Origin of the sequence: Salmonella sp. SAL04157 (assembly GCF_046551635.1) — a bacterium.
GTDB classification, from domain to species: Bacteria; Pseudomonadota; Gammaproteobacteria; order Enterobacterales; family Enterobacteriaceae; genus Salmonella; species Salmonella enterica.
The window spans coordinates 1-17,158 of sequence record NZ_JBGDVS010000007.1 but is presented as its reverse complement, the minus strand read 5'-3'; the positions used below and the strand labels follow the sequence as shown (position 1 = coordinate 17,158).

At 49.8% G+C, this 17,158-nt stretch carries 19 protein-coding genes and 1 pseudogene; 15 read left to right on the top strand and 5 right to left on the bottom strand.

Annotation, left to right across the window (positions count from 1 at the left end; translation table 11 throughout):
• Window positions 1-89 precede the first annotated feature (89 nt).
• Together ACLJRE_RS15885 and ACLJRE_RS15880 are read left to right on the top strand one after the other, a co-directional pair.
• The gene (locus ACLJRE_RS15885; RefSeq protein WP_071953573.1) at window positions 90-1,817 is read left to right on the top strand and encodes an ATP-dependent nuclease; all 1,728 of its coding nucleotides are present in this window, start codon (window positions 90-92) and stop codon (window positions 1,815-1,817) included.
• Complete coding sequence (locus ACLJRE_RS15880) at window positions 1,814-3,229, top strand: UvrD-helicase domain-containing protein (protein WP_071953572.1); 1,416 nt, start codon at window positions 1,814-1,816, stop codon at window positions 3,227-3,229. The genes ACLJRE_RS15885 and ACLJRE_RS15880 overlap by 4 nt, the downstream gene beginning before the upstream one ends.
• 171 nt (window positions 3,230-3,400) lie before the next feature.
• Here ACLJRE_RS15880 and leuE read toward each other — a convergent pair whose 3' ends face one another.
• Both leuE and ACLJRE_RS15870 read right to left on the bottom strand, forming a co-directional pair.
• A complete protein-coding gene (gene leuE, locus ACLJRE_RS15875) occupies window positions 3,401-4,045 on the bottom strand; it encodes a leucine efflux protein LeuE (RefSeq protein WP_101994457.1) in 645 nt (214 codons plus the stop codon).
• 375 nt (window positions 4,046-4,420) lie between these two features.
• Complete coding sequence (locus ACLJRE_RS15870) at window positions 4,421-5,161, bottom strand: hypothetical protein (protein WP_071953570.1); 741 nt, start codon at window positions 5,159-5,161, stop codon at window positions 4,421-4,423.
• A gap of 1,011 nt (window positions 5,162-6,172) precedes the next feature.
• Here ACLJRE_RS15870 and ACLJRE_RS15865 point away from each other — a divergent pair.
• The 10 genes from ACLJRE_RS15865 to ACLJRE_RS15820 all read left to right on the top strand — a co-directional run bounded on the left by ACLJRE_RS15865 (window position 6,173) and on the right by ACLJRE_RS15820 (window position 13,224).
• Entirely contained in the window at window positions 6,173-6,475 is a 303-nt protein-coding gene (locus ACLJRE_RS15865) for a hypothetical protein (protein WP_071953569.1), read from the top strand.
• A 95-nt stretch (window positions 6,476-6,570) separates the two neighbouring features.
• Window positions 6,571-6,951 (top strand): hypothetical protein, encoded by a 381-nt coding sequence (locus tag ACLJRE_RS15860; protein ID WP_071953568.1) that lies wholly within the window; start codon window positions 6,571-6,573, stop codon window positions 6,949-6,951.
• Window positions 6,952-7,321: 370 nt separating this feature from the next.
• Complete coding sequence (locus tag ACLJRE_RS15855; RefSeq protein WP_000018145.1) at window positions 7,322-7,531, top strand: hypothetical protein; 210 nt, start codon at window positions 7,322-7,324, stop codon at window positions 7,529-7,531.
• Between the two features lie 17 nt (window positions 7,532-7,548).
• A complete protein-coding gene (locus tag ACLJRE_RS15850; RefSeq protein WP_000979718.1) occupies window positions 7,549-8,001 on the top strand; it encodes a hypothetical protein in 453 nt (150 codons plus the stop codon).
• Complete coding sequence (locus ACLJRE_RS15845; RefSeq protein WP_171946858.1) at window positions 8,001-8,294, top strand: hypothetical protein; 294 nt, start codon at window positions 8,001-8,003, stop codon at window positions 8,292-8,294. The genes ACLJRE_RS15850 and ACLJRE_RS15845 overlap by 1 nt, the downstream gene beginning before the upstream one ends.
• Before the next feature lie 77 nt (window positions 8,295-8,371).
• Entirely contained in the window at window positions 8,372-8,830 is a 459-nt protein-coding gene (locus ACLJRE_RS15840) for a hypothetical protein (protein WP_000115421.1), read from the top strand.
• 88 nt (window positions 8,831-8,918) lie between these two features.
• Window positions 8,919-10,868: a zincin-like metallopeptidase domain-containing protein gene (locus ACLJRE_RS15835; protein WP_071953566.1), complete on the top strand. Its 1,950-nt coding sequence runs from the start codon at window positions 8,919-8,921 to the stop codon at window positions 10,866-10,868.
• A 71-nt stretch (window positions 10,869-10,939) separates the two neighbouring features.
• The gene (locus tag ACLJRE_RS15830; protein ID WP_071953565.1) at window positions 10,940-11,848 is read left to right on the top strand and encodes a hypothetical protein; all 909 of its coding nucleotides are present in this window, start codon (window positions 10,940-10,942) and stop codon (window positions 11,846-11,848) included.
• Window positions 11,849-11,921: 73 nt separating this feature from the next.
• The gene (locus tag ACLJRE_RS15825; protein ID WP_071953564.1) at window positions 11,922-12,821 is read left to right on the top strand and encodes a hypothetical protein; all 900 of its coding nucleotides are present in this window, start codon (window positions 11,922-11,924) and stop codon (window positions 12,819-12,821) included.
• A 76-nt stretch (window positions 12,822-12,897) separates the two neighbouring features.
• Window positions 12,898-13,224: a DUF3085 domain-containing protein gene (locus ACLJRE_RS15820; protein WP_071953563.1), complete on the top strand. Its 327-nt coding sequence runs from the start codon at window positions 12,898-12,900 to the stop codon at window positions 13,222-13,224.
• 99 nt (window positions 13,225-13,323) lie between these two features.
• Here ACLJRE_RS15820 and ACLJRE_RS15815 read toward each other — a convergent pair whose 3' ends face one another.
• The 3 genes from ACLJRE_RS15815 to umuD form a co-directional block, all read right to left on the bottom strand.
• Window positions 13,324-13,593, bottom strand: coding sequence for a hypothetical protein (locus tag ACLJRE_RS15815; RefSeq protein ID WP_001222413.1), 270 nt, complete (start codon window positions 13,591-13,593; stop codon window positions 13,324-13,326).
• Window positions 13,594-13,724: 131 nt separating this feature from the next.
• Entirely contained in the window at window positions 13,725-14,999 is a 1,275-nt protein-coding gene (locus tag ACLJRE_RS15810) for a Y-family DNA polymerase (protein ID WP_071953562.1), read from the bottom strand.
• Window positions 14,999-15,421 carry a translesion error-prone DNA polymerase V autoproteolytic subunit gene (umuD, locus tag ACLJRE_RS15805; protein WP_023226847.1) on the bottom strand — a complete coding sequence of 141 codons (423 nt, stop codon included), beginning with the start codon at window positions 15,419-15,421 and terminating at the stop codon, window positions 14,999-15,001. The genes ACLJRE_RS15810 and umuD overlap by 1 nt, the downstream gene beginning before the upstream one ends.
• 234 nt (window positions 15,422-15,655) lie before the next feature.
• Here umuD and ACLJRE_RS15800 point away from each other — a divergent pair.
• The 3 genes and pseudogenes from ACLJRE_RS15800 to ACLJRE_RS15790 form a co-directional block, all read left to right on the top strand.
• Window positions 15,656-15,766 (top strand): annotated as a pseudogene (locus ACLJRE_RS15800) (autoinducer 2 ABC transporter substrate-binding protein); the annotation flags it as partial.
• A gap of 301 nt (window positions 15,767-16,067) precedes the next feature.
• Window positions 16,068-16,325: a YjhX family toxin gene (locus ACLJRE_RS15795; protein WP_001681810.1), complete on the top strand. Its 258-nt coding sequence runs from the start codon at window positions 16,068-16,070 to the stop codon at window positions 16,323-16,325.
• A gap of 10 nt (window positions 16,326-16,335) precedes the next feature.
• Window positions 16,336-17,158: class I SAM-dependent methyltransferase (locus tag ACLJRE_RS15790; protein WP_410957446.1), on the top strand; the 823-nt coding region annotated here is incomplete at its 3' end.

Here is a 17,158-nt window from a genome sequence, read left to right as displayed (position 1 = left end):
CCCGCAATATCACAATTAAATAAGAAAGGGTGTGTCATAATTCCTGCTATTACGGCGCAAATACAACATTCGTGGATTAGGAAGGAAACATGGCTGTTATCCGCCACATCAGCATTCAGAATTTTCGCTCAATACGGCAGGCAGAATGGTTTCCAGGTTCAGGACTGAATTGTCTGATAGGGCCTGGAGATTCAGGGAAATCGACCTTTATTGATGCTATTGACCTAGTACTCGGAGCGCGAAGATCGTTCACATTCAGTGATGCGGATTTTTATCTCATGAATTCCGCTACTCCAGTCTGCATCAGTGTAACTCTCGGACAGCTTGATGACGGGCTTCGGAACCTTGAGAACTATGGGCGTTATCTTCGTGGTTTCAATAGCGAAACAAAGGAAATCCATGATGAACCTCTGGCAGGAGATGAAACCGTACTCACACTGAGAATGGTCGTTGGTGCAGATCTCGAACCAGACTGGTGCTTATTTTCAGAACGAGCAACAGTGGAAGGGTTAGAGAAAAGGTTACTGTGGAAGCACCGGGAGCAGTTAAGCCCTACTCGCCTTGGGGCAACCTCGCATCATCATCTGGCATGGGGCAACCGCTCAGTACTGAATAAATTATCTGCAGAAGATTTTGATATCAGTTCAACGTTGGCCGAACTGTCCCGACAGACACGACACAACTTTGCTGCCCGGCAACTACCGCAGTTGGATAACATTCTTACCGAGGTCAGAACCATTGCAAATGAGTTAGGCGTTCAGGTTGGAGAACTTAAAGCGCTGCTGGACGTGAATGGCGTCTCCCTGTCTAACAGTGCGATCAGCCTGCATAACAGTGATAACACGCCACTGAGAATGCTTGGTACAGGATCAACCCGATTGCTGGTGAGCGGGTTACAAAAAGCTGTCGGGGGGCCGGGGATCATACTGGTTGATGAAGCAGAGTACGGACTAGAGCCTTACAGGATCAGCCGACTCTTGAATCAACTGGGTTCTCGTGATGATGAGCCTACTTCGCAGGTATTCATCACCACCCATTCCCCATATGTTCTCAGGGAACTCAAGGCAACCCAGCTCTGTGTGTTGCGGAAACTAGAACAACCGCCCCCAGAGCCTTCACACAATTTCCTGACACTAAGTGGGGACGATAAGGAACAAGCTACCTTAAGGGCCTGCGCTGAAGCCTTTTTCAGCAAAGCCGTAATTGTGGGCGAAGGTGGAACTGAGGTTGGTTTTATCAGAGGGCTGGACTTGTCCAGACAACGCAGGGGAAGAACAGGCTTTCAGGATCAGGGGGCCTTTGCTACAGATGGCGGCGGCGGGGACAATTATTTCAAACGCGCCGAGGTTTTTGCACAACTGGGATATCGTACTGCCTTATTAAAAGATTCAGATATCACGACACCTGCACACAGGCAACAGACAGAACATTGCCGGGCAAGCGGCGTTACCATTTTTGAATGGGGTAATGGTTTTTCAACAGAGGGTGCCCTGCTAGCTTGGTGTCCTGCTGAGACTATCCGTGACATCGTTCTTCTTGCTGCGGATCTGAACAGCCAACAACAAGTGGATCAGCACATTCATAACTGCTCCCAAGGGGCTTATAACTTTGACACATGCACAGGTGAACCGACAGAAGAAATGAGAACGCCAGTGGCTCACGCTGCTGGCAAATATGGCTGGTTTAAAACGATCGGGAAGGCTGAGGATCTAGCGGAGAATATCGTGGGTCCGGTCATCAATCAGTTTTCACGACCATTCAAAGCAATTATAAGAGATATGCTGGCGTGGGCAGCAGAAAACGGTGACCCACGATGAGTGTGGATGCCATTTTAAACGCCAGTAAAGGCCTGATTGTAGCGCCAGCGGGATGTGGCAAAACCCACCTGATTACTGAAGCACTTGGTTTTGCGCAAAGTAAGCCGTATCTCGTGCTGACGCACACAACCGCAGGTGTAACGGCACTCAAAAAGCGACTGAGCCGTTTTGCAATTCCTCCGCGGAACTATGTTGTGACAACAATCGATGGATGGGCTCTGAAAATAGCTGGCTGCTTCCCGGGATTGTGTCCGCTCGGTGTGGGTCCTGAAAATCCAACCGTTTTTTACCCTTCTCTTCGCCGTGCCGTACGGGATCTGGTTGTTAACGGTAATATTAGCGAAATCATCACAGCTACTTATTCGCGTTTGCTGGTCGATGAATACCAGGACTGCAATAGCGAGCAACATGAACTGACTTGTGCGCTTTCACGTTTGCTACCAACGGTAGTCTTTGGTGACCCGATGCAGTGTATTTTCAACTTTAGCGGCCCTATGCCCAACTGGAACCAAACCGTGGAAACTTTTTTCCCTACTCTGGCAACCTTACAAACGCCCTGGCGTTGGAACAATGCACAAACGCCAGATTTGGGCCAGTGGCTCCTTGAGCAAAGACATCGATTACTTCTCCGGGAGCGTATCGACTTAAGGTCCTGTCCTGACTATGTACGTTTTCGGCCTCTTTTACGAAATCATAATGACAATATCCAGCGCCAGCAGCGCGAATATTACTCGCTGCTGCGACAGTTTCCCAACGACTCGGTTTTAGTTATAGGTGATTCACGAAGAGCGTCATCCAGGCATCAATTTGCACAACGAATCAATGGCATTGATGTTGTTGAACCAGTAGATCTGAGTGACGTGATAAAAATGGCTGCATCCCTTGACGATGCTAATGCTGCCAACGTGATGCCAAGGCTTTTACAGGCAGCAGCTGAGCTGATGACAAACGTTGGCGTTAGTACAACCTTACGAAGAATTAGTTCTATTCAGGCTGGACGAAACAGAACAGCCCCTTCTTCGCTTGAGAATGCTTTGGTAGCACTTGCTCTGGCCCCAACCCGACAAAATATTCGAACGACACTCCTTTTGCTCGAAGAGAAGGAAGAGACACGCGTATTCAGGGCCGGAGCTCTGCACGTTCTAAAAGATGCGATAAATCTGTCCATCAGTTCACCTGACAAAAGCATTAGAGAGTCTGCATCAGTTATTCGTGAACAACGTAGATACCAAGGTGAAGGACGCGTATCGCACCGTTCAATAGGCTCAACTCTTCTTCTGAAAGGTCTGGAATGCGACCACGCGGTGATACTAGATGCGGGAAATATGGGGGCAACTGATTTGTATGTTGCGCTCTCAAGGGGAGCTAAATCTGTTACGATCTTCTCAGGTCGTGATGAGTTCACACCCTAATAGCCCACCATAGACTGCCCATAGACGATCGTACCTTAGTGTTTATAAGGCCTGCTCTTGGCACGCAGCGGACACGTTAACTGGGCTAAAAGTCCGCTGTGAGCGAAAAACGGACGTCCCATCCAGCAGAAGAACGTAAAAAAACCGCCTCACGGCGGTTTAGCTGTCCAGTCAGGAAGTTGCGCTTGCGAGTCGTGCTGCAAATCCAATGAAGAACATACCTACCAGCGCGTTTCCAATGGTTGATAATCTACGGTTGCCCTTCAGACGGCTTAGCAGATAAGAACCGCAGAAAACGAGGAAACCGAAATAAACGAGAGTAATCGCGAACATTACTGCTGCAAGGATGATAAACGCCATCCAGGAATGTTCAGCCTGAACATTGATGAACTGGGCGAAGAAAGAGATATAGAACAGCAGCGTCTTTGGATTCAGTAGAGTAACAAGCATTCCACGCCCGATGATCCCCCTGGCATCAGCTGAAGATTTCTTTTCCTGACTAGTTTCGACAGTTGGCTTAAAGATAGCGCGTATCGTCTGGACACCGAGATAGAAAAGATAGGCAGCACCTGCGTATTTGATGGCGTTAAACAAGGCAGGGGTTGAGCTTATGACTGCGGCCAGCCCACACCATGCCAGCAGAACCAGAAGTACGTCACTCATCAGAATGGAAAATATTGCAGCGAAGCCTCGTTTGACGCCGCTCGTAATGCTTGTTTTGATCACGAACATGGTCTCAGGGCCAGGAGCAAGCACTATCAGTGTCGCTCCAAGCAGATACGTCCAGAAATTCACGATACCAAAATCAGCAAACATTTTTACTCCAGTTCTCTCGTTTTTATCGAGGCTATTCTAACGTAACCAGCGTTAATGAAAACACATCAAGGCTCCTTTCTATCTATTCAGCCAATGTCCGTTCCTGGCACAGAACTGACGTGTTAACTGGGCTAAAGGTCCGCTGAGAGCGAGGAGCGGAAGTTCGTATTTGTCATTACCACCGGGACTGATGACTAACATTTGCCTGTGATAATTAACAGGGATCCAGCAGTAAACGCTGCAGCTCATGCTATGAAACCAATGTTAGCCTGACACTGGTCATGCGAACGTGGATGTGCCCCAGCGGCGTTATTGCGCAACTGCGTTCAGTATTATTATTGGGTAAGGGGGCTTGGTATGGTTCCACCCATTTAGCTAGAAAGTTTTATTGTAATTGCATGTTTCAACTGTGAAACGATAGCCTTCAGGATTATTAGGGTGGTAGGCTAGTACTTTGTTTCCATCCAAGAAAAGGACACTTTCTGTATTCTTAACCCAAGAATCAGTACATAAGTTTTTACTGTTGAAATCAGCCCAAAGTGCAAATTTGATTATCAATTGTTCTTGATGCAACATCATAGTTGATAGCATTGGAACTGAGCATGATATGAATATAAAAATCAGGGAAAATACGCCAAGTGCTTTTCCAATAATTTTAAAATGAATGTTAAAGATTAGAAATAATGGTAGGATAGTGGATAAGACGAGGCTAATAAAAATGAATAATGACCAAACTCCAGATAGTATATATGCTTGATAGACGATGCCGAAAGGAGCAAAAAGGAATGCGAGTAACTTGTAAGTAATGCTAAGGTAATCTGCATTAATCTGAAATATATTATTCAAGGTTTCTGAAGCCCACTTTTGAGCAAAAATAGAATATATAAATATAACCCATGAAAGATATACAGCAAAGTGCCATTTTTTCTTTATGCTTTCTAGTTTTTTTCCAATGATTGATCTTGATATAAAAAGGATTGCGAAAATAAAAGGAATCAAGCCTGTGTAGAAAATTAAAATTATAGATAACAGGGCAGATTTTGTTATTAAAGAGAACGTGATTACCAACAACCATGCCACGAAAAAATATAGATAGACATTCCAGAATTTAAACACAACAACCCTCCGTTAAAGAAATAGCTTTATGCCATATTAAATCAGCATATTACTCTGATTATGTTGACCCAGTTTCATCATGAACCCACTATTCGAGAGGGAAAATGTGGCCCCTCGGATCCCCATATTACCATGTCGTCAACCGTTACCATTCCACTAATAGCTTCAAAACTTGATGTAAAACGGGCAAAAATGCCTTCCGACAAACTCTAAGTATCTCGTCCGATCAAGCCAGGAATATTTAGATATCCTACAAATCGTGCCATAGCGTCCGCTCCTGGCACTGAGCGGACTGTCAGATTAAGTCCGCCCCTGCACCATACCTATGTCAGACTAAATCTAAGCTAATACACATTAATTCATAAAAGCAGATACACAAAAAGTGATTATTTGCGTCAGTATGAAAGATTGACTTTCAGTGGAGTGTTTTTTAGTACCTGAAATTTCCAGCTTTATCTCGTGCAGACTTCTCATGTACCTGTCTTTAGCATGTTAAAAAACTTCAGTTACGGTCTTGAATTTTCATTCTCGCTCTGGTTAATATGATAGCGCTTAAAACGTTGCCTTAGGCAACCACCAATGTTCCAGTGATCTGAGAGGAACGCCTTTGGGTGATCACATAACCAATGTTCCGGCAATCTGAGAGGAACGCCTTCGGGTGATTGCACACCAATGTCACCGTAGCCTGAGAGGTGACGCCTTCGGGTGGTACAGCCCTTTAATCTTTGGAAATGGCTGTCGCAATTTTTGCGATGAAGATATCCTCAACATTCACACTTCGATACTCGTCTTTCAGCATTTCCGGTGGGAAATCTTCCCACTGTGGCAGGTTTTATACCGGTATTCCGGGTACAGACTGTTGATCATTTTGGTCCAGTGTCTTCTTTGAAGGATCGCTCGTTCGTATCGCTCGCTTTGAGACGTTTAAACCACAAATCTTACATCCTGCCCATCGGGGAAAGCCTCCCCGATACGGTGATGGTTTTCTCCGTTTTACTTCTGGAGAAAACTATGAACATCTTTCTGACTTCTCTGGTCAGTATTCTGCGTAAGGCACTTCCATGTATACGTCACGGCAAAAGTGAATGGATCGCCAATCACACCGGTTATCTGCGTTTTCAGGCAGAGGTCTGGTTGGATGATAACGACCATTTTCACGCAGTCGTCAACAAACGTTCCGGCTGGATGAATCCACGCTATGAACAGGTGGTGGATTGTGGCAAGTTTGATTCATTTCACTGTGCCATGAATACCGCGTACTCCCAGGCACTTGAACTTGCACATCTTCGCTATGCCTGGGAACTGACCGATTAGAAAACGAATTTCCACTGCATTAACGTTACCACCCAACAGGGGATTTTTCCCCGTAGGGGGTAAATCCCTCTGTTGTTGTTCTGACAGGAGGATTTATGAACGTTTATCAACTGAAAAACCGCACTGACGTTTTGATCTGGCTTTCGCTGATTGAGGGCGATTTGCTGAGTATCCAGGCTTCTCTGAACGCCGGTTTATATCCGCTTTATGATGACAGGCAGGAGGAACCGGAGTTTGAATGTGCGGTATTTAACTGTGGTATGGCTTTCGGAGAATTTATGGAAAGGCTTGAATCAGAAGATATTGACGTTCTGACAACAGCCGGACATGAACTGACTGGCACCATTGAACATATGGGGAGAATGTTGTGTGAACCCGTTTGGACACAGGCTGTTCTTCTGGGGCGCAATGAAGCCCGGGCAGACCGGGCTATATGCGCTGCAGAAGCGGATGGCTGGCTGTATGCTCCTGCTTAGCATGAGATTGTTTTTAACTTTTTGAGGTCTGTACTACAGGCCTGTCTGGGTCGGCTGGCTGAGCGCTGCCGTTGTTTTGCGGTGCTCCCCGGAACATTACCGGCTAACCATTCCTGTCTTTCGTCTGTCAGTGGTAACCCGATAAGGGAACAGCTGGCGGTTGAAAGACCGGGAATGCCATAGTATCAACTTTTTTACCCTTGCGGGGATGCCCGCCAGGGCTCCCGCATTTTACGCAGGAGGCCTGATATGGGTTGATAATTCCATTATTCATATTTTCCGTCGTTGCTGACGGGGTCGTATTGTTTTGTTTCACACCCCGGGGCCCAGCCCCGTCAGGGGCAGGTTCCTTTATTTCTACAGGGATCCTATGTCTCACATTCACCTTCCGTCGGTTTGTGAAAAAACCGGCAACACACTGACTCCGGAGCAGGAAAACCGCGTGCGCCATCTGGTGCATGAGGAGTGTTATTCCCGCGACCGCGCAGCACTGATAAAGCTTATTGGCCTGATGCTCCTGCTGAAGCTGGCGGGAACCCTCATGCTGGCAATGTTGTTACTGGTGCTGCGTCTGTTCTGAGAAGAAGGAGATTCACAATGATGTTAACCACCCGCTTGTTTGTATTTTTGTTGCACCATCTCTGGCGCGTCATGCGCTGGACCGGGCTGACGGTGTATCACGGTATTTCGGTGTTATATCGTCGAAGACAGGCCAGACTGCAGGCCTCCGACTGGCGCCCCCGAACGGTGTATACCGGTCGCTGGCAGCTGGCCGATGATGGTCAGTTCTGCGGTCGGGCCGTTGTTCTCCGGCTCAGGGATGCGCTGAAACCCGGCGTGGAGCTGCTTTACTTCGGTGAAGAGGCTGCGGAGCCGTATTACAGCGAGAGACAATTTGTAGACGACAGGGAATCCGTGATGGTGGCTGAGCAGATGTTGCTGCGGTTTCTTGGCAGCCGGCACCGGCGGCAGAACCGGCGAAATGCTCCAGTGTCAGTGTTGGTTACTGACGTAGTGACAACAGCCCCGGTTAATGATGAGGCCGCATGATGGATATGATGGCGCTGCTGAGCAGCACGCCGCCGGCCGTCGCTATCGAGGAGCCGGTCTGGGAACAACTGGTAAAATACCCCCAGGCTCCGGACTGTGAAAACGAACGGCTGCAGCGGTTGATATACCACGGTTTTCAGGCACTCAGTCAGGCACCTTCGGGGCAGGGAATAGTGGAGTTTGGCTATTTCTGTCTCCTGCCTGATGGTGACCTCCATGCCCCATTGTGGCAGAACGTATGTATTAAACGTGAATATTCAGACGGTCAGGTGACACTCACTTTCGATCGTTAATCAGTTTTACCACCTACCCTGACGGGGAAACCCGTGAGGGGGACGCCGTCAGATCTTTTTACTCAAAAGGAGTCTGTATGAGCGTAATGACCACTAACGAAACCCCTGCATCCACAGTAGCAGAACCGGAAGTTTTTCGAAGAACCCGTAACCGTTTCAACCAGTGGTTACAGGCGGAATTTGACCGACATTATCACACGATGAGGGATGGCGGTTATCGCAGCTTTCTGAAGAAGAACCATCCGACGGAGCTGCTGCGCTATGACGAGGCATGCGAGGCCTTAAGGCGGGAAGAATTTGCCCGCTTTGCCGAGCTGCAGACGCTGGGGCTGTACCTGCATCTGCAGGTGCAGCAAAAAGAGGCGCAGTTCCGGCGGCGGCGTAACCGTCTGCTGTTGGGGATGACCTTAACGGGCGTGGTGACATCAGTGTTGTTATACGGTCACTTTCATCCTGAGCAGTTTTTGCTGATCGGACAGGAGCTGGCGACGTTGCCTGGCCGTATCCTCGGATTTGTTGGTCGGCTGGTACCGTAATCACGTACGCATCCTGCGTTACTGAACCTTATCCCGCAGGGAGAGTGACTCCCTGTGGGGGCGCTCTCCCTTTTTTTCAGGAGAGCATATGAACACATCGTTACATCCGGATGATATCAGCCGGTTTATCTCCGGCCGACTTATCAGTAGCCTGGCTGCAGGCCAGGTACCGTGGCGGGGCACAATTCCCGGGTTACCGGAACACGCGCTTACGGGCGTGCCGTTTACCGGTATTAACGTACTGTTATTGTGGCAGGCCATGCAGCAGCGTTCGCTTCGTTCAGGAAGGTGGCTGACCGGAGATGACCTCCGCCAACTGGGCGGTCAGGTCAGATCCGGTGAAAAGCCAGTCACCCTGGTCCGCTACCGGCCTTCGTTATCGCTTTTCAAGGTAATTAACCCTGAACAGTGTGATGGTCTGCCGGATATGCTGCAACCGGGGTGGCCACTGCCTCCACGACCTCAGCCGTCACTGAATGTGATCCGCGACCTGCTTCAGAACAGTGGGGTTCCCGTGATCCACAGGGACAACGTTTTGCCGGTATACCGGGCATTGCATGACCGGATTGAGCTTCCACCCGTGGCATCGTATGTCGGAGAGGAGACATACTGGCAGGACATACTGAATCTGCTGGTTCAGGCTACCGGACATCCGCAGCGCTTACATCGCTTCGGATTAACAGTGGATACACGTACCGATGAGGTTCATGAGGCCCTGGTTGCAGAATTGGGCGCCGCATTTCTCTCGGCTGCTCTGGGATTACCGGGAGCGATGCTATCCAGGCTGGATGTGGCACCCTGGGTGACATATTTACAGGGGGACCCGTGGCGTCTCTTTCGGGCTGCGGAGGCAGCGCGAAAGGCGATGATGTGGCTGAAAGAGCGAAGACCCTCGATGACGACAGTGGAGATGTGGCAGAAGATGGCCTCATTGATTCTTGAAACGCATTACGGTTTTTCTCTCGATGACACCACGCTGGGATGTCGCAGTGTGGTTGAGCGGCATATTGAATGTGGGATCACTCCACTGATGGCGATTAATGCACTGGCCCGCATTTACCAGTGGGAACGCTACGACCAGCCTCAGCGGTCGCTGTTTATCAACGAAGCAGGACCAGACAGTGAAATACTGACTTTGTCTGAAATTCGTCCCGAACTGCTGACCTGTTACCGCGTGCCTGCGCCATCCGGTATACCGGACAGGAAAGCGGAAGCGGTGCAGGTCGAAAGTTTACCTTTGCTCCTGGCACCGGCGGTGTCGGAAGGTAAGAGTGCGGCGAATGATGACGGGCCTGATGACCCGGATGGTAATGACAATGTTGTGGCGCTGCCCTGGGCTGCCCGCAGGGGAAAGGAGAACCCGCATATACACCGTTTTGTCAGTATCTTTAACGGTATTGCACCTCATGAAAGCCGCTGGCAGGTATTCAGTGATTTCGTCCATATGGCGGCCTGTTCACTGTACAACGCTGTACATCGGGATCCTGATTTTGAAGCGGACTACATGAGGCGGGTATCCCACTATTCAGCTGAAGATGCAAACAACATGGCCCGTTTACTGTCAGAAGTTGTTATGGGGCTGGAATTCAGTCCAACAGATTTCCTGGGGCGAATTTATATGATATCCGGACTGGGAAATTTTCATAACGCACAGTATTTCACGCCTTACAGCGTTTCGTACGCGATGGCGCGAATGACACTCAGTGACCGTATACCTGAACTTTCCAGCGGGGAACGAGACTTTATTACTGTCAGCGATCCTGCCAGTGGTGCCGGAAGTATGGTCGTTGCGCTGGCAGAAGCCATGCTGGAGGCGGGATTTAATCCGCAGAAACAGATGGTAGCGTACTGTGTCGATATTGACCCGGTGGCCTCGATGATGTGTTACATCCAGCTATCCCTGATGGGTATTCCGGCCATTGTGGCTACCGGCAACAGCCTGACCGTGGAGATTAAACGGGAGATGGCAACACCAATGTTTGTACTGGGTCGTTGGCATCACCGGTGGCAGGCAGATCGGACGCGTAAAGCGGCCTAGTTGCGTATTTATCTTCATCCCGACAGGGTTCTCCCTGTGGGGAGAATTCCTGTTCTGAACAGGAGTCACTTATGCTGGCCAGTTTCTATATTCAACGGCAGCTCAGTAAAGCACTGAGCCTCAGTGTGAACGCTGAGGAGGTTTTTTACCAGGTGGACGATCGGGAGTCGGATTACGTCAATACCGATATGGTACTGAACCGTGACCGGTTATTGTCCGTGATGCAGTTTATGCTGGATGACGTGGCGCTTAATCCGGAGCTCCGGGAAAGATGCCGTCAGGCAGAGCGTATTCTGACGCTATGGATTCGTGGTCTCGACGCGCTGGCAACAGTGTCTGAGGATATGTCGATACTGCCCCGGACGATTACGGAGTGCAGTGGACGAGTTGATCGTCTGCTGCCGGGGGACCCACAGGCACTGCTGGCGCTGCCGGATGATGCATTCTTACGCCTGACCGCCCAGTGTCACCTGATGTCCGGAGAGCAGTTCCCCCGGGAACAGCTTGCAGCGACGATGCCTTACTGGACGCGTTTTATGGCGTGGATAGCCCGTGAACTGTATCAGGTGGAAGATCGTTGTCTGGTGCAACTCGGGCGTCTTTATCGCCGGCTGCACGTGGAGCCCAGGAAAATACGGTGCTTTAACCTGGCTTTCGGACGTATTGAGCTGCATATGTCCGGACGGGATATTGATGAATGTCAGTATCTCTACGCGTATGACGACGCATCGCTGGAAGATTATCTGGAGGAAATTATGGCCGGTAATCTGACGCCGGTTCGCTTTGAAGTGCGGGTAATATACCGCAACGATTCGGAGCTGAACGTCTTCAGGCGAGACGCCGACGTGATTGATGTGGAGCATCCCCATGTCAGCGACTGGCAGAATGTTGTCAGCGAGGCCCTGGACTGGATACGCCAGGAACGGACGTCGCTGGTTGAGATACCTTTAACCCGGCCGGCACTGAAACTGGCCGCCTGATTAACCACTATACCCTCAGGGGATTTTCCCCTGAGGGGGAAAATCCCTTTAATAAACCAGAGAGGATTTTCCCGTGAGCATTATTGACGAATATATCAGCCAGCATTTCTCAGAGCGGCTGTGTCTGGACGTAACCGAAGAGGATATTACCTGGCAGCTTCGCGGCAGCCGTTCCGACTACGTGAATACCCGGATACAGTTTGACCGGGAAAAACTGATGGCGGTGATGGATGTCATGCTGTCCGGTCTGGACAGTGATGAAACCACGCTGGCGCGCTGCCGGCAGGTACTGACGCTGTGGATAGCCGGACTGGATATGCTGTCGAAGGAGGCAGAACAACCTGACTGGCTTCCCCGGGTTCACCCTCACAGCAGTGGTCAGTGCGACCTGCTGCTGAAGGGAAACCCTGCGGCGCTGACGGAGGCGGACGAAGAAACGTACCTGCGGGTGACCGGCCAGCAGGATTTACCGGCACACCGGCGTATTCCACAGGTGATATTCAGCAAAACGGTACGATACTGGCACCGTTTTGAGAGCTGGCTGGCGCAGCAGTTGCAGGACATTACTCAGTATTGCTATCAGAAACTGAAATGCTTTGTGGCGAACTGCACGACAGAGCCTAGGCAGCTGCGCGAATTCTGCGGGGAGTACGGTTCACTGCGTTTATTTGTGGGGCCGCAGGATATCGATGAGATAGACATTCTGGAGTTCAATCCGGAATACATCGTGTCCTGGGTCGACAAAGTCGCGGACGGGCTTTTTACTCCGGTCTGCTTTGTGGTGAATGTTTACTATAAAAACGGCATTTTGCTGGAGTCGTTCACCTGGGACAGTGAGGTGGATAACATCAACAGGATGACCAGCAGCGATTATGGTGAGGCGATGAGCCAGGCCATCAGCTGGGTACGTGAGCAGTTTGAGCAGCCGGTGATTGATCAACCGGTACCACAGCAGCCACGACTGGCTGCATAAATCAACGGTAAACCCACCGGGGAGAAACTCTCCCGGTGGGGATGTTTCTCCCCTTATTTTTTACAGGAGAAACATCATGCTGAAATTCAGTGCAAAAGACTTAAAACCGGTACTGCTTGAGGCACGTGAAAACCACTGTGGCGTGGTACTGGTCAAGGATCATGGCGTTTATATTATGTCTGAAACCGGTGAGCTCACTCCGCGTGGCCGAAAAGTGGCTTATGCGAAGGGATGCCATCCGGAAAAGGATGAGGCCTGGTGGGATACCGCCCGGGCAGAAGTAGGGGGTGATGATTTTGGTGAGACGATAAATCTGACGAAAAGCATGATTAACCGCATTCTGAACGAGAGGAAACCGCTGTATATCACGGCCAGCAACGAAGAATTTAAGATCGAGTGTTAAAACTGAGCGGGTCTCCGGACCCGCGTAAAATCTTACCCTGACGGGGGTATTCCCGTCAGGGAGCGTGCACGAAAGTGTGATGAATTATCAACGACAGTATTAATCCTTCTGGATGATCAATTGTGCGTATGTTTTTGATGGATCGGTGACATCTGCCTGATCTGTCTGTTGCACAATTTTCCATCCCTCCCGGGCAAGTGACGGGATAGTTCCGGAAATGCTTTCGCCGCATTTAAATACCGTGTTATCCGTCAACTCGGCATTCGCTGCAGAGTTCGCTACCGTCTGTGATTTACAAACGTGAGCTTCTCCTGCCAGCGCCGGTCCAGCTACTAACAGACTGGTAAGTAATAGTACGTTTATTCTCATTTAAACCTCTTTTGTTAACATGCACATTAAAAGAATGGTTATTGGCACTACGATAGCAGTTCTTCAGATGGCAATGTATTGATTTTCAACCATGAAATTCAGCCTTTTTCACTGAGTCTCAATGAGCTGATTCAGCGCAATCGTGCAACAGGTAATTCAGCCCAGCGAGTGGTATAAGCTGGAGAGAGTAGCTCTCTTTTCATCTGCCACTCAGGGGCTATCCCTCTTCCGGCAAACCACACTTTTCCCATACCTGAATGGTTGATACTGTCGAGAACTTTCATCAACTGCTCACTTCGTTCGTGCGGCTGCACTTCATCAAAAAGATTTAACTGAGAAATCCCGGTTGGTGTGAAATCATTGAGCATGCAACCCGCTTTTGCATATCTATGCCCTTTCACCCAGATCCGATCCAGTGCTTTCACCGCTGCGGCTATGATGTCCCTGGTATCCTGCGTGGGAGTCGTCAGTTTCTCACTGGCCACATTCCCGTAATACGGTTCGTTCACAGCGAACGGTGACGTCTTCACAAATACAGCAACATGTCTGCAGAATTGCCGCTCGCCGCGCAGCTTTTCAGCTGCACGCTCAGCATACTGACAGACTGCCTGGCGCATGGCTTCATATGTTGTGACGCGCTCCCCAAAGGATCGGCTGCAGACAATCTGCTGCTTGGGTGGCGGAGCCTCCTCCAGTGAAATACAGCTTTCCCCGTTCAGTTCACGGACAGTTCTCTCGAGAACAACACTGAAATTTTTCCTGATAAATGTTGGGTTCGCGTGCGCCAGCTGCAGTGCAGTTGTTATCCCCATTGTGTGCAGTTTCTTCGAGATCCGGCGACCAACCCCCCAGATTTCGTCTACTGGCTGCAGTGACAATAGTTTCTCCGTTCGCTTTGGATTGCCTGAAGTCAGAGCAAGCACGCCCTCAAACTGCCGCCATTCCTTAGACGCCCATTGTGCTGACTTTGCCAGTGTCTTAGTCGGTCCCATCCCAACTCCGATGGTCAGTCCGGTTCCTGAACGTACATGCTCGCGCAACTGCCGGCCGAAGTCTTCAAAATCGATACAACTGTCAATATTGCGGATATCAAGAAACATTTCGTCGATAGAATACTGCTCAACGCGAGGTGCCAGTTCTTCGAGATGCGCCATAACACGGTTCGACATCGACGCGTAGAGTTCGTAGTTACTCGAGAACGCAACGACAGGTACAGGAAATTCGGTTGTTTTCAGTTGAAACCACGGAACCCCCATTTTAATGCCCAGTTGCTTCGCTTCTTTTGAACGCGCGATAACACATCCATCGTTATTACTGAGCACCACAACAGGTGTATTACGTAAATCGGGACGAAATACTTTTTCACAGCTCGCGTAGAAGCTGTTGACGTCAGCCAGGGCGAACATCAGTCTTTACTCCGGGTTTTGTGTACGAATGCGATCACTACACCGAATATCTGCAGCTCTTCAGGATAGAGGACAGGGTATGCAGGATTCATGGGAAGCAGGGCGATGCGGGGCTTAAGTTGCAGACGTTTGACTGTAAACTCACCTTCTGTTTCTGCAATGACGATGTCACCCTGTAGCGGCTTTTCGGCTTTATCGACCACCATTAGATCACCGGAATGCAGCCCCATATCCCGCATCGAATCACCAATGGCCCGAACAAAGAAAGTTGAACTGGGGCGACGTATACAATACGCATTCAGATCCAGCTCTTCTTCTGTATAGTCAGTTGCTGGAGAAGGAAAACCGGCAGCACATCGCTCTGTAAACAAAGGAATTGTCAGTGCTTCAGGAATGGATGCTATGGGAATAAATTGCAGCATGTTATACCTCAAAATAACTGTATGCATATACAGTATGCAGGTATAAGTTTCCACGTTCAAATCGATGACAGGATTTTTCTGATAAGTGGCTGAAGCAACGGGAATTAAAGTTTACTCCAAAGTAGTCTTTAATACTGAACAATGCAGAGCCCACAGTACTGATATAAGCGTACGCAGATAAGTTTTAGCGGGGGATAACCGGTCTGAGCTACCAGAACACCGACGTCTCCCACAAGCCCTGCCCAGTTAGGCGGCATGCTGGTCGATATGGCCGCAAATGAGGTCAAAAAAGAGAAAGCCAAAGTGGCCTTCTTCTTTTCCAGTCCGACCGCGACCGATCAGAACCTAATGCGGGCTGACAAGTTCACTTACTGGCAATAAAAGTCGCCAGCATTATCTTCTGAAATTTCCTCCCGGATCACATTTTTTCTCTCCTGTGTTTTCATTACAAAAAACAGTTGTTATTATTCATGCCGTAAATACCTTTCAACTCTCACCGAGGCTTTGATGCTGGAGAATGTAATCATCAGATAATCAGTTTTCTGTTCTGCTCAGAACGGACTGATTATCGCTGCGCTTAAACTTTACGCGAACATCTGCGGATGTTGGCTCGTTTTTGCTCATGTTGATTAACAGGTTTTCCAGTATGAATTTATCCCGTCAGGAACAGCGTACCTTACATGTGCTCGCAAAAGGTGGACGTATTGTGCACGTTCGCGATGCTTCTGGTCGCGTTACCTCTGTTGAATGCTACAGCCGCGAAGGGCTGTTGCTCGCCGACTGTACTCTCGCCGTTTTCAAAAAGCTCAAAACCAAAAAACTGATCAAGTCCGTCAACGGTCAGCCTTACCGCATCAACACCACCGGGCTGAACAACGTTCGCTCACAGCCCGATAACCGTTAAGGAGAGTTTTATGGATATCAGTACTCTCATTTCTTCCTCCGGTCGGCTGCAGCTGTCTGCAGCTGAAAGTAAAATACCCTGGGAAGAGCCGGCGTTTAGCCAGCGCATGCTGGAAAACCATCTGTCGCAGGAGCATGACTGGGCCAGCCGCAGACAGATCGTAATTGAACAGCAGGTTGGGTGGATTGCCCGTCAGCTACTGGTTGGTGCACGCATTCTGGATATCGGCTGCGGCCCGGGTTTATACACCCGCTTGCTGGCGGAGCGTGGATATTGCTGTACGGGCGTTGATTTTTCACCGGCATCCATCGAGTGGGCTCGTCAGCAGGCGCAAACCGCCGGTCTGAGCATTGACTACATCCGGCAGGATATTCGCACCTACTGGCCGGAGACACAGTTCGAGTTCATCATGATGACGTTTGGAGAGCTGAATGTTTTCAGTGCCACTGACGCTCAGACCCTTATCAGCCGCTGTGCTCGGTGGCTGGTACCAGGCGGCAGGCTGCTTGTTGAAGTTCATACTTTTGATGAAGTTAAACGTCAGGGTATGGCGCCGGCGAGCTGGCAGCGTTGTCCGCACGGACTGTTCCTTGCGGCATCTCATCTGCTGCTGACGGAAAACGCCTGGGATGAAGAGACGCAGACCAGCTCAACGCAGTTCTGGGCGATAGATGAAAACGGTCGCATTAGCCGTTTTGGCAGTCAGATGACGGCCTGGCGCGATGACGAATATGCCAGTTTGCTCGGTAACGCGGGCTTCAAAATACTATCACACCCGGACAGTAGCGAGTGGCCGGTCAGCGAGACTTTTGAGGGCAAGCTCTTTGCTCTGC

Coding starts and splice junctions, on each gene's coding strand:
- umuD (WP_023226847.1), bottom strand. CDS start 15,421: ATGCTGCAATTTATTCCCATAGCATCCATTCCTGAAGCACTGACAATT.
- ACLJRE_RS15845 (WP_171946858.1), top strand. CDS start 8,001: ATGGATATGATGGCGCTGCTGAGCAGCACGCCGCCGGCCGTCGCTATC.
- ACLJRE_RS15830 (WP_071953565.1), top strand. CDS start 10,940: ATGCTGGCCAGTTTCTATATTCAACGGCAGCTCAGTAAAGCACTGAGC.
- leuE (WP_101994457.1), bottom strand. CDS start 4,045: ATGTTTGCTGATTTTGGTATCGTGAATTTCTGGACGTATCTGCTTGGA.
- ACLJRE_RS15795 (WP_001681810.1), top strand. CDS start 16,068: ATGAATTTATCCCGTCAGGAACAGCGTACCTTACATGTGCTCGCAAAA.
- ACLJRE_RS15840 (WP_000115421.1), top strand. CDS start 8,372: ATGAGCGTAATGACCACTAACGAAACCCCTGCATCCACAGTAGCAGAA.
- ACLJRE_RS15820 (WP_071953563.1), top strand. CDS start 12,898: ATGCTGAAATTCAGTGCAAAAGACTTAAAACCGGTACTGCTTGAGGCA.
- ACLJRE_RS15865 (WP_071953569.1), top strand. CDS start 6,173: ATGAACATCTTTCTGACTTCTCTGGTCAGTATTCTGCGTAAGGCACTT.
- ACLJRE_RS15810 (WP_071953562.1), bottom strand. CDS start 14,999: ATGTTCGCCCTGGCTGACGTCAACAGCTTCTACGCGAGCTGTGAAAAA.
- ACLJRE_RS15815 (WP_001222413.1), bottom strand. CDS start 13,593: ATGAGAATAAACGTACTATTACTTACCAGTCTGTTAGTAGCTGGACCG.
- ACLJRE_RS15835 (WP_071953566.1), top strand. CDS start 8,919: ATGAACACATCGTTACATCCGGATGATATCAGCCGGTTTATCTCCGGC.
- ACLJRE_RS15860 (WP_071953568.1), top strand. CDS start 6,571: ATGAACGTTTATCAACTGAAAAACCGCACTGACGTTTTGATCTGGCTT.
- ACLJRE_RS15855 (WP_000018145.1), top strand. CDS start 7,322: ATGTCTCACATTCACCTTCCGTCGGTTTGTGAAAAAACCGGCAACACA.
- ACLJRE_RS15850 (WP_000979718.1), top strand. CDS start 7,549: ATGATGTTAACCACCCGCTTGTTTGTATTTTTGTTGCACCATCTCTGG.
- ACLJRE_RS15885 (WP_071953573.1), top strand. CDS start 90: ATGGCTGTTATCCGCCACATCAGCATTCAGAATTTTCGCTCAATACGG.
- ACLJRE_RS15880 (WP_071953572.1), top strand. CDS start 1,814: ATGAGTGTGGATGCCATTTTAAACGCCAGTAAAGGCCTGATTGTAGCG.